Annotated in this window: 11 protein-coding genes; 3 read left to right on the top strand and 8 right to left on the bottom strand. The window is 71.8% G+C overall.

What is annotated here, in order from left to right; translation table 11 throughout:
* Positions 1–374 precede the first annotated feature (374 nt).
* A complete protein-coding gene (gene dacB, locus ACFVXE_RS28085) occupies positions 375–1,991 on the top strand; it encodes a D-alanyl-D-alanine carboxypeptidase/D-alanyl-D-alanine-endopeptidase (RefSeq protein WP_389675281.1) in 1,617 nt (538 codons plus the stop codon).
* Positions 1,992–2,379: 388 nt separating this feature from the next.
* Here the strand turns inward: dacB and ACFVXE_RS28080 are convergent, their stop codons facing one another.
* From ACFVXE_RS28080 to ACFVXE_RS28070, 3 genes are all read right to left on the bottom strand, one after another.
* On the bottom strand, positions 2,380–2,454 hold the full coding sequence (locus tag ACFVXE_RS28080) for a 50S ribosomal protein bL37 (RefSeq protein WP_100661309.1): 75 nt from the start codon (positions 2,452–2,454) through the stop codon (positions 2,380–2,382).
* A 105-nt stretch (positions 2,455–2,559) separates the two neighbouring features.
* Complete coding sequence (locus tag ACFVXE_RS28075; protein ID WP_389675247.1) at positions 2,560–2,793, bottom strand: hypothetical protein; 234 nt, start codon at positions 2,791–2,793, stop codon at positions 2,560–2,562.
* Between the two features lie 98 nt (positions 2,794–2,891).
* Positions 2,892–4,427 carry an alpha/beta fold hydrolase gene (locus ACFVXE_RS28070; RefSeq protein WP_389675246.1) on the bottom strand — a complete coding sequence of 512 codons (1,536 nt, stop codon included), beginning with the start codon at positions 4,425–4,427 and terminating at the stop codon, positions 2,892–2,894.
* A gap of 97 nt (positions 4,428–4,524) precedes the next feature.
* Here ACFVXE_RS28070 and ACFVXE_RS28065 point away from each other — a divergent pair, with 97 nt between their 5' ends.
* Entirely contained in the window at positions 4,525–5,460 is a 936-nt protein-coding gene (locus tag ACFVXE_RS28065) for a MerR family transcriptional regulator (protein WP_389675245.1), read from the top strand.
* Positions 5,461–5,636: 176 nt separating this feature from the next.
* Here ACFVXE_RS28065 and ACFVXE_RS28060 read toward each other — a convergent pair whose 3' ends face one another.
* The 4 genes from ACFVXE_RS28060 to ACFVXE_RS28045 all read right to left on the bottom strand — a co-directional run bounded on the left by ACFVXE_RS28060 (position 5,637) and on the right by ACFVXE_RS28045 (position 11,102).
* Positions 5,637–7,274, bottom strand: a complete 1,638-nt coding sequence (locus tag ACFVXE_RS28060) for a phosphodiester glycosidase family protein (RefSeq protein WP_389675243.1) — start codon at positions 7,272–7,274, stop codon at positions 5,637–5,639.
* Positions 7,275–7,564: 290 nt separating this feature from the next.
* Positions 7,565–8,452: a GH25 family lysozyme gene (locus ACFVXE_RS28055; RefSeq protein ID WP_389675241.1), complete on the bottom strand. Its 888-nt coding sequence runs from the start codon at positions 8,450–8,452 to the stop codon at positions 7,565–7,567.
* 688 nt (positions 8,453–9,140) lie between these two features.
* A complete protein-coding gene (locus ACFVXE_RS28050) occupies positions 9,141–10,490 on the bottom strand; it encodes a hypothetical protein (RefSeq protein ID WP_389675240.1) in 1,350 nt (449 codons plus the stop codon).
* Between the two features lie 258 nt (positions 10,491–10,748).
* Positions 10,749–11,102, bottom strand: a complete 354-nt coding sequence (locus ACFVXE_RS28045; protein WP_389675283.1) for a hypothetical protein — start codon at positions 11,100–11,102, stop codon at positions 10,749–10,751.
* Here ACFVXE_RS28045 and ACFVXE_RS28040 point away from each other — a divergent pair.
* Positions 10,995–12,806, top strand: a complete 1,812-nt coding sequence (locus ACFVXE_RS28040; protein ID WP_389675280.1) for a hypothetical protein — start codon at positions 10,995–10,997, stop codon at positions 12,804–12,806. The two genes, ACFVXE_RS28045 and ACFVXE_RS28040, sit on opposite strands and share 108 nt — an antisense overlap.
* Here ACFVXE_RS28040 and ACFVXE_RS28035 read toward each other — a convergent pair.
* Positions 12,751–13,578, bottom strand: coding sequence for a class I SAM-dependent methyltransferase (locus ACFVXE_RS28035; protein WP_389675238.1), 828 nt, complete (start codon positions 13,576–13,578; stop codon positions 12,751–12,753). The two genes, ACFVXE_RS28040 and ACFVXE_RS28035, sit on opposite strands and share 56 nt — an antisense overlap.
* Positions 13,579–13,585: the final 7 nt, after the last annotated feature.

Here is a 13,585-nt window from a genome sequence, read left to right as displayed (position 1 = left end):
CCGGAACGACGGCGCGGACCAGCTCGGCACCGCCGCGGCCGGCACCACCATCGAACGGCGGGGCCGTCGTCTGAACCCATCAGGCGACGGCCCCGCCGTCGTGGGCCGGTGTGCCGGAGGAGCGTGGACGGACCGTCACCGTGGTGAGGACCTCAGCCGGTTCCGCCCAGGCAGGAGGCGACCGGTGCCCTTTCGTCGCGCGTACGGTCGTGGCGGGACCGGGAGCCTTCGCCGCAGCGGCGGTTGCCGTTCCCTGGCCCGGATTCCGCTCCGACGGCCGTTCCGGCGCTCCGGCCCGGTGGGACCACGCGAAACCGACACGGCGCAGCCCTTCCGTCGGGGACCCGGATAGCTGATCATCTTCTTCCATGCGTATGCCAACCATTCAGCGAAGATTCCGCCATCGAGCCCTGCTCTGCGCCGTCGCCGCGGGCCTGGCCCTGACCGCCACCTCAGGAGTTCCGGCCGGGGCCGACTCCCCCGCGCCCGGCCTGTCGGAGGCCCTCGACAACGTTCTCAGCGACACCCGGCTGGAGGGCGCCCAGGTCGGCGTCGTCGTCAGCGACGCCCGGACCGGGCAGACGCTCTATCAACGCAACGGCGACAGCCGCCTGGTACCGGCGTCCAGCACCAAGCTGCTGACGTCGACCGCGGCCATGGGTCTGCTCGGCCCCGACTACCGGTTCAGCACTGATGTACTCGCGGACGGCTCCCGCCACGGGGCCGTGCTCCGCGGCGACCTGTACCTTCGCGGAACCGGCGACCCCACCATGCTGGCCGAGGACTACGACCGGCTGGCAGCCGCGGTCGCCGCGGCCGGGATCCGCCGGGTCACCGGCCGGCTGGTCGCCGACGACACCAGGTTCGACAGCAACCGGCTCGGCGCGTCCTGGGCGGCCGACGACGAGTCCGCCTACTACTCGTCGCAGATCTCTCCGCTGACGGTGGCCCCGGACACCGACTACGACGCCGGTACCGTCTCCGTCACGGTGACCCCGGGCTCCGCGCCCGGCGATGCGGCCACGGTGAAGGTCACCCCGCCCAACCACTACGTCCACATCGAGAACAGCGCCACGACCACTGCCTCCGGCGAGAGCCGCGCCATCTCCGTCGACCGCCCGCACGGCAGCAACACCATCGTGGTGAGCGGCAAGACCCCCGTCGACGGCACGGCCACCACTTCGTGGATCAGCGTCTGGGAACCCACCGGCTACGCGACGTCCGTCTTCGCGGACGCGCTGGCCGCCCACGGGGTGAAGGTGACCGGAAAGCCGGTGCTGGGCAAGGCCGTTCCGAAGGACGCCACGACGGTCACCTCGCATCCGTCGATGCCGCTGAAGGATCTGCTGACGCCGTTTCTGAAGCTGTCCAACAACAACCATTCCGAGGTGCTGATCAAGACCATCGGTTACGAGGTCAAGGGCAGCGGAACCTGGTCGGCCGGCCTGTCGGCGAGCGCCGACTACCTGCGTACCCTCGGGCTGGATCCCACCGCGATGCGTCAGGTGGACGGCTCCGGCCTGTCGAGGATGGACGTCGTGTCCACCGGGCAGTTCACCGATCTGCTGGTCGCCGCGCGCCAACAGCCCTGGTTCCAGGAGTGGTACGACGCGCTGCCGATCGCCTGTGCGTCCGACCGGATGACCGGCGGAACGCTGCGCTCGCGGATGTGCGGGACCGCGGCCGCGAACAACCTGCACGGCAAGACCGGCTCGCTGACCGGTGTGTCGGGGCTCTCCGGCTACGTGACCGACGCCGACGGCCGGGAGCTCGCGTTCAGCTTCGTCAGCAACAACTACGTCGCGAGCTCGGTCAAGACCATCGAGGACGCGGTCGGAGCGGCCCTCGCCGCCTACAGCGTCAAGGACGCCGAGCAGCAGCGCAGCGCGGCCCGGTCCGAACGGGCCACGACCGATGCGCCCGCTGCGAAGGATGAGCAGTCCGGGCGCGCCGACCTCGAGTGCTCCTGGATGAAGCCTGCGAGCTGCTGAACGAGGATCGGGGAGCCTCTGGACAGTGCACGAAGTGGCAGGGCACTGATCAGTCGGAGGTCGACCGGACAGGTGAGGGGCGGGGACCGACCCCGCCCCTCACCTGTCGTCGATGCCGGTTCGGCCGTGCTCCGGTCGTGGCTCACCCCGGGGGTGCCGCCCGTCCACGGGCACCGGCTCCTCGCTGCCCGCTCCGATCCGGCTGCCGTCGGCTGTCCCGGCAAGGCCCGGAGCAGCGGCATCGGCATCGTCGTCGCGTGTCGCGTGTCCGGTTCCGGAACCGGAACCGATGACGCTCGCGCGGCCGTCACCCGAATGCGCCTCGCCGGGCGGTGGACCCGGCTCGGGCGCCTGGTCCGGGCGGACGTTCCACGGGTGGCGGACGCAGTCAGGCGTTGGGGCGCTTACCGTGGTTGGCCTTCTTCTTCTTGCGGGCGCGTCGCTTGTTACCTCGCTTGGCCATAATCCATATCTCCCTGATAGCGGGCATTTCGGGCGGTCGTCAGTCTAGGCCCGGCCGAACGCCACTGCACCAGAAGCGTGGCGCGTGCGCCGGAATCCCACTCGTTCAGGGCACCCACTTGTACCGGCCTCCACCGACCCACCTCACGACCTCGGGATCGTCGAAGTCGATCTCGGAGATGCCTGCCCGGTGCGCCATCCTGATCACATCCGCGATGTCGCAGGCAGGCCCGACCAGCTCTCCGTTGATCTCCACCATGCGGTACGGCGGGTCGTCCGGCACGACGCCGAGGACGACGACGGGGGTGGGGTGGTACACCTCTCCAGCATCGTTGCTCATGGTTACAGCCTGCGGCAGGCCCGCGCCGCGCACATGTCGAGCGGACCCGCCGGCCCCGGTGAAAGCCCTCCTCCCGTCCACCACCCCAGGGACCGCTGTCAGGCCCGGAGGTGGGCCCGGACCGCATGGTGGGCCGCAGCCACGGCGCGGCGGGAGTCGTCGGTGTGATCGGCCGCGTCGAAGCCGTGGTGGCCGGCGGAGACATCGAGGATCTCGATCCGGACGCCGGCCCCCTCTGCGGCGGACAGGAAGTCCGCCACGGTGGCCGCGAACTCGGCGCGCTCCAGGCCGGCCCGGCTGAGCACGATCGGCAGCTCCCCGGCCGACCGGACGGCGGTGACAGGACGGAACCGCGCGTCCACACCGCGCCATCCGAGGGGCGGTGCGAGGACCGGGTAGCTCGCGGCGACACAGCGCAGCCACGACGGCGGTGCGGCGAGCCAGTCGGCGGCGAGCAGCCCGCCGGCGGAGAAGAACCACAGGGCGATGCGGTCCCCGTCCACCCGCGGGTCGGCCCGGACGAGGTCGATGGCCGCGGCGATGTTCTCGGCAGCCCGCGGGTAGTCGGTGAGGGCATGCAGGCCGTGGTCGACGGTCACGCCGACGACGCCCCGGCTCGCCGCGTACCGGGCGTGGCCGGTGTAGAGCGGCCAGTCCCGTGGGGTGGGCCGCGTGTCGGCGGGGACGGGGCCGCCGTGCACGAACACGACCGCGGGTTGCGGGCCGTCGGCGTCCGGCAGGAAGAGGTCGACCGCACCCGTTCGCTCGCGCGGCCGCTCAGGGACGTCCAGCACGAAGGGCTTCAGGTGGGAAGGCTGTTCGTCGGGGTCCACGGTGATCCGGTGCCCCTCCCCCGCGGCCGCCCGCATCAGGACGTCGGCCAGTTCGGTGGGGGCGGAAAGCATGGGCCAGTGTCCGGTGGCGAGTTCGAAGAAGGTGACTGCGGGATCGGCGAGCATCCGGAACTGCGGGAGCCCGGTCCGCACCAAGGTCTCGGCCATGGCGATGGTCATCCCGCCCGCGGAATCCGCCCCGGAGTCCCCGGGCGCGGTGCAGAGGACACCGGTCCTCGGCAGTCCGGCGAGTTCCCCCGTGAGCCTCAGCGGCTGTACGAGGGTTCCGGACGGCTGCGGCGCGGCGTCGCGGGACAGCCGCGCCAGCGCCTCGGCAGGGAGGCCGGCCGTGCTGCCCCAGCGCTGCCACTCGTCGGGCCGGGGCACCGGGATGCGCCCGCCGTGCTCGGCGGGCCCGTCCGGACGCAGCAGCCGCTCACGGACCTCCTGGTCGGGGACGAGGGCGAGGGCCGTGTCACCGTCCTGCGGCAGGCCGGCGTCGAGGTGCACGATCCGGCCGATCCGCTTCGGTCGGCGGTCGGCGGCGGCCAGCACCGGATGGATGGCGTAGTCGTGGCCGACCACCACCAGCTCCGGCGCGTCGAGCTGGTCGACGAGCCGCACCACGTCCTCGATGTGCGTCTCCAGGTCGATTGCCGATGAGGCCGGATGGTGACGCTCCCCGAGACCCGTGAGGGTCAGCGGATGCACCTCCGCCCCCGACTCACCCAGTACCCGGGCGGTCTCCCGCCAGATCCAGCCGCCGGTGAAGGGGCCGGAGACCAGTACGAACGCCGTCATGATCGCCTCCTTGTGCGGATCGGTCCGCGCGGTCGGCCCTACGGGCCGGCCGCGCTCACGGGTACCGTAGGAACTCCCCCTGAGGGAGGTTCAAGTCTTGGTACCTGACGATGTGTTGAGTATCGGTGAGCTCGCCGAGCGGGCGGGTGTCACGGTCAAGACCGTCCGCTTCTACTCCGACCGGGGCCTCCTGCCCGAGGCCCTCCGCAGCTCCGGCGGTCACCGGCGGTACGGGCCCGAGGCGTTGGAGAGGCTGCGGCTGATCCGCTCGCTGCGCACCCTCGACCTCCCGGTGCCGGAGGTGGGCCGGGTGCTCGCCCACGACGGAGGGATGACGGACGCGCTGGAGGACGCCATCGACGGCCAGTTGCGCAGACTCGGCTCTCAACTGACCGCACTGCGCTGGCGGGAGGCCACCCTGCAGCTCCTCCGGGACTGTCCCGCCGAGGAGCGGGCCGAACGTCTGCGGCTGGTCGGCACGGTGTCGGCCCCGCCCAGCACGGCGCCCATGGCCCGCTTCTGGCGGGGCGCGCTGCCCGTCCGGCTGTCGCCCCGGCTGGTCTCCTCGATCCTCGAGCACGCGGTTCCGCAGCCGCCTTCGGATCCCACGCCCGCGCAGGTGCTGACCTTCGCCCGGCTGCACGCCATCGCCACCGCGCCCTGCCCGAGCGGCGATCCACGCCGGCCGGCGGGCATCCGTACCGACGTGGACTGCCTCGCCGACGTGCTCTACGACGGCCTCTTCGACGCGTACACCTTGGCCGTCACCGGCCTGAGGGCGAACCGGCCGCCGGGTCGGGGGCAGGCGCTCGACTGCTTCGTCGCGGCCCACGCCGACGCACGTGGTCTGCGGGACAGCCTGGAGTTCCGCCGCAGACTCAGCGGCCTGCTCGCCCGGGCGGCCGACCCGATGGTCGATCGGTACTGGGAGCTGACCGGTGAGCTGTCCGACTCGTCGGACCCGACCCTCGGGGCCGCCCACGAGTGGCTGCGTTCCGCGCTGGAGGCCGATGTCACCGCAGCAGCCGGTTGAGCGGGGCGCCACGGACTCGGCGGGCCGAGGAGGAACCGTCGTCGGCGCGGCCGCCCCGCGGCGACCGGCATCCGCAGCACGTGAGAGCGAACGGAAGGTCCGGCACTGCCCGGACCGCTCCGAAGCCGTGATCGGTGGCCGGAAGGGAGACCGAGGGGAGCCGCTGCTGCGCCGTGTCAGCCGGCGTGGCCGGGCAGCACCTGGATGGTGCCGCCGACCGCCCGCTCGCCGGTCGCGTCCGAGGGATTGTTGACGAGGACGCCGTCGACCGCCATGGCGGTGGAGCCGCCGCCGTCCAGGTTGAGGGCCTCCACGGCGCCGAGGGAACGCATGAAGGAGGCGGCCTCGTACAGCGTGAAGCCCTCGCTCCCGCCGGTCTGACGGCCGTCGACCGTGGCCAGGATCAGCCGGCCCCTGGCGTCGACTCCGGCCATGGTGCGCGGCTGGCGGACATTCGCCCAGGCGTATCCGAAGGAAAGGTCCTGCGGGTCGACGACGCCCTCGGCCGCCGCATCGATGCTGATGCGGCCACGGCTCACGAGAGTCGGAGCGGCGCTGACGATGCTGTCGTTGCGGCCGAGTTCGACGTGCCTGCCCGCCGTGTCACGGATGTCCTCCCGCACGCCGATCCGCTGTCCCGTGCGGGCGTTCGCGGTCAGCCAGTCCGCTGCGGCGCCGATGCCCTGCAGCACCGAGCCGTGGGCCGGAACGGTGCCTCCGCGGGAGCCTGCCGACACCACCCGGCCGTCGGCGTCCACCACGACCTGCGCGCCGGCGCCGATCGGCAGCGCCGCGCCGAACTCAGGGGTGAACAGCACCAGATCGTCCACTGCGTGGCAGGTGACGTCCTGCCACGGCAGCTCGCTCGGGGTCCCTCCCGGGCGCCCGCAGTCCCGGACGGAGCCGGGCACCCTGTTGATGCCCTGTGCCCGGTAGCTCTTGCTGCCGGCGTGCACGGTGACGGTCGTCGTCAGGTCCGCCACCCGGACGTGCCGGCCCCCGTCACCGATGATCAGCGCCGCCCGCGCGCCGGCGGCCATCGATTCCAACTCGCCGTGGTCCGCGCTGAGGCCCGACTGCGTTCCCTGGACGCCGTCGGCGTCGGAGGTCACGAAGAACCCGGCGTTGACGCCCACCAGGGAACCCATCTCGGCGGCGACCGACGAGGTGGTGACACGCTGTGCGACGTTGCCGTCGTGTGTGCCCTCGACGGTTCCGGCGAATCTGCGCGGGTCGATGACGGCGACGTGCACGTTCTCCCGGTCCGCCGGCTGTTCGGCGTCGTAGCCCGTCCAGTCGACCGCGGTGTGGAAGCCGGCCGCGGTGACCGCCTGCGCCACGGTCCTCGCGTCCGCCTGTGTGGCGTACCGGCCGATCCTCACCCGCAGGCCCATGACGCCCTGCGGGGTGTCGGTGTAGTCCGGCCAGCGCACGGTCTCCGCCCGCGGTTCGAAGCCGTCGGCGCGCAACTGTCGGGCGGTGGCGTCCGCCCAGGGCTTCGGCCCCACCGCGGCCCAGGCCGCGGAGCCGCTCAGCCGACCGGTGGCCGGGGCCTGGACGGTCACCGTCCAGACCGGCTCGGCGTGGGCGTTGTCCATGGTCGCGCTGCGCACCTGTACGCCCGGAGCGACGTTCCGCGTCGTCCAGCTGGTCGCGTCAGGGGCAGATGCGGACACCGGGACGGCAGCCGCGGGGCCGGGCGTTGCGGCCTGCGCCGTCGCCCGGGCTCCGCCCGAAGTGACGACGGCCAGCACCGCCGCGGCGCTCAGCGCGGCGCGTACTCGCGTGGCGGTCCGGGCGTTCCTGCGATCCATGGCGCATCCTCACAATTCCTACGGCGGCGTGGCCGTGCGAGCCGTGCCCTGCCGACCACCCTTTCCGGCCCATCAGATCTTCGGGATGGAACGGACTCGGTGCGCACCGGTGGCCTTCCGGGAAAGAGTCGGCGAACGGCTGCGTGCTCCGTCTGCCCCCGGCCTCGTTCCTTCACCACGAGCGCCGAGGGGCCGGCCCACCCGCAGCCCGTGCCACCGGCCCGATGTTTCACCGGCGGCCATGACGGCGGGTGACCGGCCCGCTGCCGGGCCCGGTTCCCGGCGGGCCCTCAGGGGGTGTTGTTCGCCAGGGCCAGCAGCCGCGAGCTGTCACCGCTGAAGCGGTCGCGGTCCACCGCGCCCGAGATGCCGCCCACCTGGCCGGAATCGGTGTACTGCCAGAAGGTCCAGTACGGGAAGCCCGCCGGGATGGACGGGCTGGAGGCACTGGTCCAGTTGGCCACGAACAAGGGGCTCCGGGCGGACATGCCGCCCCAGCCGCCGGTGCAGGAGCTCCACCAGCTCGGGCTGGTGTAGATGACGACGTCCCGGCCCGTCTTCGCCTTGTAGGTGTTGTAGAAGTCGAGGATCCACGTCTGCATGGCCGAGGCCGACTTGTCGTAGCAGCCGCCCTCGAGGTCCAGCATTCCCGGCAGCGTCAGGTTGTCCCTCGACCAGGCTCCGCCGTTGGCGGCGAAGTAGGTCGCCTGCGCCGCACCGGTGGAGAGGTTCGGACGAGCGAAGTGGTACGCGCCCCGAATCACGTTGGCGTTGTAGGCGTGCAGGTAGTTGGCGCTGAAGTTGGGGTCCTTGTACGTGGTGGACTCGGTGGCCTTGATGTAGGCGAACTGGATGCCCGCGGACTTCACCGATGCCCAGTTGATCGTCCCCTGGTAGTGGGAGACGTCGATGCCCACGGACTGCGCGGCCAGAGGAGTCACGCCGGCCTCGGCGTCCGGCCGGACCTGCCGCGTGTCCGGCTTGAAGGCTGCGCCGTCCTGGGTGTAGCCGACGCCCAGGTAGCCGTCACCGAGGGGGATGGCGCTGCTCGACGCCGCAGGCTGCGCGGAGGCCGGGACCGCCGACATCACCGGGGCGAGCGCCACGCTCGCGCCGAGCGCTGCGGCCGCCACGAGTCTGCGACGGGCGGATCGGGGATTGCGGATGGGGGATGACAAGGTGTGCCTCCTGGCGCGTTGTGGGGGTGTGGAGACGGGGCGGGAGGTGCTCTCCGGCTCGCGGGTCTACCCGCGTAGCCGAAGGGCGGTCGTGCACTTCTGTCCTGGTTCCGGGGCGGTGGGCCGGTCGAGGTCGGGGCGTCCTCCGGGCCGCACCAGTGGTCAGGGGGTGGCGCTGCCGGCATCACTCGCGGAGCGGGCCTCGAAGTGCAGAACCTCTCCTGCATGTCGGCGGGCGTTGGCGCACAGGAGCGCGGATCGGTTCCCGTGGCGCCGGGTGCGACACAACGGCTTCATTGACGTGGACGCGTCATGAGTGACACATGAACTGCCCCTCGGTGTAAAGGGGGCACGGATGTCCCTCTGTGGTCCAGTCCAGTGGAGAAACCGTGGAGCTGCGACGACGGTGCCCGTCGCCGAGAACTTTCATCGGAGTGAAACCTCTTCGGCGGCCGTTCACGGGCCCGTGCGGAAGCCGGAACCTGCCGCCGCCGACGGACAACGGCCGGTCGTCGACGGCGCCACCCGCGGCCATGGGCCGCACCGCGTACAGGCCACGCCCCGCGCGCAGGACCGTCCGGCTGAAGCCGGTTCCGTACGGGTGGTGGCGGATGCCTTCCCGAGAACTTCCCCGGGCGATACGGAGGAAAAGGGGGGGGCGAGCCGCAGGCCCGCCCCCTCAGAGCTGTCAGGCGGACGGGTTCACGACCACCTCGGCCGAGTTGTTCTTGCTGTGCGGGTCGAAGGCGAAAGACGTACCGGATTCGGGCCGTGCAACGACGCGACCCGTCGCGTCGGGGACGACCCGGTCGATGCGCAGCTTGAACGGGAAGCGCACCTTCAGGTCCTGCTTGGCCCACGTCGGCAGGGTGCAGGCGTAGTGGCCGACGGCCGGGTCGTCGCCGGACGTCCAGGCGTTGCGGCAGGTCGAGGGCACGGACGTGGCGGTGGTGCCCTCCGGGAGGTGGAAGTCGAACACGGCGACCGGGTCGCCGGAGCTGACGTTGCCGACCCAGGCCGGGCCGCGGTTGACGAAGCGGAAGGCGGCGGTGACGGTGTCGCCGGCCGCGCCGCTCACCTGGGTGCCGCGCACGGCGAAGTCGGCCGTGTTGTCGGCGTCGATGTGCCAGGAGCGGCCGTTGTCCGAGCTGTCGAGGTCGGTGGCGTCACCGGCGGGCTGGACCTCGTAGTCGAACCGCTCGTACAGCGCGTGGTCCGTGACGGCGACCCGCAGCGGCTCCGGCAGCTCCACGGTCGCGCCGGGCGCGACGTCGGTGTCGAAGGAGCAGGTCACATACGTCATGGGCGTGTACTCGCCGCCGCCGTCCGGCCCGGTGTAGGTGCATTGGGGGTACCGGGTGACGACGTCGAGACCGTATGTCGCCCACAAGTTCACGTGGAAGCCGTGAGCGGTCTCGTTGCCGGTGTTGGTGACGGAGAACGGCACGGTGAGGCTGCTGCCGGGCGCGACACCGGCGACGTCCTGAGGTGCGCTGATGCCGAGGTCCGGGCCGGAGCCGACCGTGACAAAGGTTTCCGCGGAGCTCTCGGGGGCCTCGAGCGTGCCGTCGGGTCCGCCGGTGGCCTCGGCGGAGTACTCGATCGCACCCTGCGCTCCCACGGCAGCACCGGTGACGGCCCGCACCTTCAGCTGCACCTGCGCGCTGTACCGGGTCGGCACGTCCCCGGTGTCGCACACGGCGACGGTACCGGCGTCGTCCGGCGTGCAGTTGTCGGGCCAGGCCACCTCGGCCACCCCGGACAGCCCGGAGACGTCGACCGTCAACCGCCCGTCCGACACAGCGAAGTTGTCGTTGTCGTGGTACAGGCCGAGCGCCAACGACCGGTACTGCGCCACGTCCCCGTCGGGGGCGACGGTGACCGACTGCTCGTACGGCGCCTGGATCCACAGCTGATCGCTCTGCGCCTGGTCGTCGGCGAGGGCGACCCCGCTCCCGAGACCGGTGGCGGCCAACGCCGCCACGGCTCCGACACAGGCCCCACGGCGCAGCACACGCCGGACGGAGACAGAACTCATGAAAAAATCCCCTAATTGACACAGGTGAGACCCGGCGGAGTGATCGGCGCCGGGCGCGAGTTGGACGACGTGCCGAGGCGGAAGGTTGTAGAAGAAGACGCGTGGTGGGCAGTTCTTTGCACCTTCTTGATCTACGCCAGGGAGGGAACGAGCACCTGGCTGCCGGTGTCCTCGCCGAGCCCCGTGATCACGGACCTGCATGCACGGCTGCTGTCCGGAGTGGTCACGCCGGTGCGGCACCCCATGGGAGCGCGCGGGCTATCGGCCGGTGTCTGCGTAGAAGGGGGCGCAGTAGGGGATGCTGTCAATGACCACGCACGCCTCGAAGAGGGCGATCGGATTGCTCGGGATGTCGGTGGTTTCGCTGCAGGTGCCGTTGCCCTTGGAGTTCGACAGGGTCTGAAGGTTTCCGGCCCTGCGGTAGTAGCGGACGGCTACCCCGTAGCCGTCCGCATGGACGTCGCAGACCCTGACGGCGCCGTTCGCGCCGTAGGACACGGCCCGCTGCTGCGTGCCGGGATCCTGCCGGCGCTGCGCGAGCGGCCCGCGGGTGCCCCACGGCTGGCGGCGGTACGCGTCACGACCCCTGGCGGCCGGCACACGAGCGAGCACGCCGCCCGGCTGACGGCCGTGCCCGCTGCGAGCACCGAGGACGTCCTGCTGGTGGTCGACCAGTTCGAGGAGGTCTTCACCCTGTGCCCTGAGCGGGAGCGGTTCCTGGACCTGCTGCTGACGGCGCTGGACGAGGACAGCCGGCTGCGGGTGGTGATCGCGGTCCGCGCGGACTTCCTGGACCGCTGTGCCCAGCATCCGGGTCTGGCGGCGGCGTTGCGGGATGCCACCGTGGTGGTGGGCGCGATGAGCGCGGCCGAGCTGCGCGAGGCCGTGGTCAAACCGGCCGCCGACGCGGGTCTGATCGTGGAACGGTCGTTGACCGCACGGATCGTCGAGGAGGCCGTTCAGGAACCGGGCGGCCTGCCGCTGATGTCGCACGCTCTGCTGGCGACCTGGCGGCGGCGCCGGGGCAGGGTCCTCACGGAGGAGATGTACGAAGCCGCGGGAGGCATTCACGGTGCCGTCGCCACGACCGCGGAGGACCTCTTCCGTCGGCTGACCCCGTCCCAGGCCGTCACGGCCCGACGGATCCTGTTGCGGCTGATCACCCCCGGTGAGGGCACGGAGGACACCCGTCGCCCCATTGACCGCGCCGAGCTCGACGCCGTCTCGTCCGAGACCGCCGCCGTCCTCGAACAACTGGTCCGCGCCCGGCTGCTGACCCTGGACGGATGCAGCGTCGATCTCGCCCACGAAGCCCTGATCTCGGCCTGGCCGCGCTACCGGGCCTGGATCGACCAGGAGAGGGAACGCCTGCGCCTGCACCGCCGCCTGACCGATGCCGCACGCACCTGGATGGAACACGACCACGACCCCGACACCCTCTACCGCGGCAGCCGCCTGACCGCCGCAGCCGATGCCTTCGCCGGCGAGGCCCGTCAGGCACTCAGCAGCCCGGAGGCGGCCTTCCTCGACGCCGGCACCGCTGCCCGCGACCACGAGAGCCGCCAGGCCGCCCGCACCGCACGACTCGTGCGCAATCTGACCATCGCCCTGTACGTCCTGGTCGTCGTCGCGCTCACCGCCAGCCTGCTCGCCTGGAACGAGGGCCGTGCCAGTCACCGCGCCCGCCGGCGGGCCGCTGCAGGGGCGGTGCTCAGCGCGGACGGCGCCACGGTGACCGCCGCCCGCAGCGACGGGTCCGTGACCGTACTCGACACCGCGACCGGCCGCACGCGCGAAACCCTCCGGCCCCGCTACAGCCCGGCCGAGGAACGCCCCGGCGAGCCGGCTCCGACCCGGCACGGGACAAGACGGCGTGGCCAGGGTCCCACTTCCTTGCCTGGTCCTATCCGGGCGGAACGCGGCCGGACGCCCCGAGGTCGTTCTGCCCTCTGCGCAGCAGGCTGTCGAGCGCCCGCTGCCAGTCCTGGGTTCCCGTCCACCGGCTGGTGGACCAGCACAGCGCGAACCACCGGGCCACAGCCAGGTGTGAGCGCGCTCGGCAACCAGGGTGCAGCTGAGCCGGTGGAAGCATTGCCGATGGCGGTTGCTCCCGTGGGGCTTACCGTCACCGGCAATCCACCCGGCTGGCAACTCCTGGCCGAGATGGCCGCTGACGCGGCCGGCCGCACTCCGCCTGCGCCGGGCGGAGCGTTGAACGGCCGTGCGGATTCCCAGGTCGGCGGGGACTTGGCGGATGGACTCAGGATGTGCCTGCGCGTACGGCGGTCGCGACCAGAGTGGTGTAGTTCATCGTGAAGCGTCCACCCAGGGAGTCGATGGCGCCCCCGACCGCGTCCAGTATCTCGGCCAGCTGATCTGGACGGAGTTGGGTGAGGCCGCCGGTGGTGGTTAGCAGGTCCAGCCATTGGTCGCGTGTGTAGGACTGCTGCCAGTCGAATCGCCACTGTGCGGGTTCGTTGAACTGTTCGGTCTCGCGGATCCTGTCGGCGACCTTCGCGTATGCCGCCTGGTAGAGGTCGAGCGGACGTCGGGCCGGTTGGCCGTTGAGGGGGGAGTCGGGCGCCGCACGCCGGTGGGCAGCGGCGAACGGTTCGGCCACCTCGGCAGGCGGCTCGTACACGTGCCCGAAGATCGCCAGGCGCCCCCCTGGACGCAGCACATGTGCCGCCTTCACGGCGCCGGCGACCGGATCCACCCAGTGCCACGACTGGGCGGCGACGACCGCGTCGAACGTCCTGCCGACCGGCTGCCAGGCTTCGAAGGCCGCCACCTCGACCGGCAGGCCACGGGCTCGCGCGAAGTCGGCCATCCGCGCATCGGGCTCGACGCCGAGCACGGCGCAGCCGGCGGCCTGGAACTGGCGGGCTGCGATGCCGGTACCGCAGCCGACGTCGAGCACGTCAGGCCCGGGGCTCCCGGCGACGATCCGCGTCACCAGTGCATCGGGGTAGCCGGGCCGGGCTTGGTCGTAGCGTTGCGCGTCCGCGCCGAACGACTCGGCCATCCGCCGGGCCTCATGCGGCTCCGCCGAGAACGGTTCTGGTTGCTCTCGCGGTAAAGTGGGCATGCGCCCA

Source organism: Streptomyces sp. NPDC058231 (assembly GCF_042882275.1).
Classification (GTDB): Bacteria; Actinomycetota; Actinomycetes; order Streptomycetales; family Streptomycetaceae; genus Streptomyces.
The sequence above is the reverse complement of the archived record's forward strand: the minus strand, read 5'-3'. Positions and strand labels throughout refer to the sequence as shown.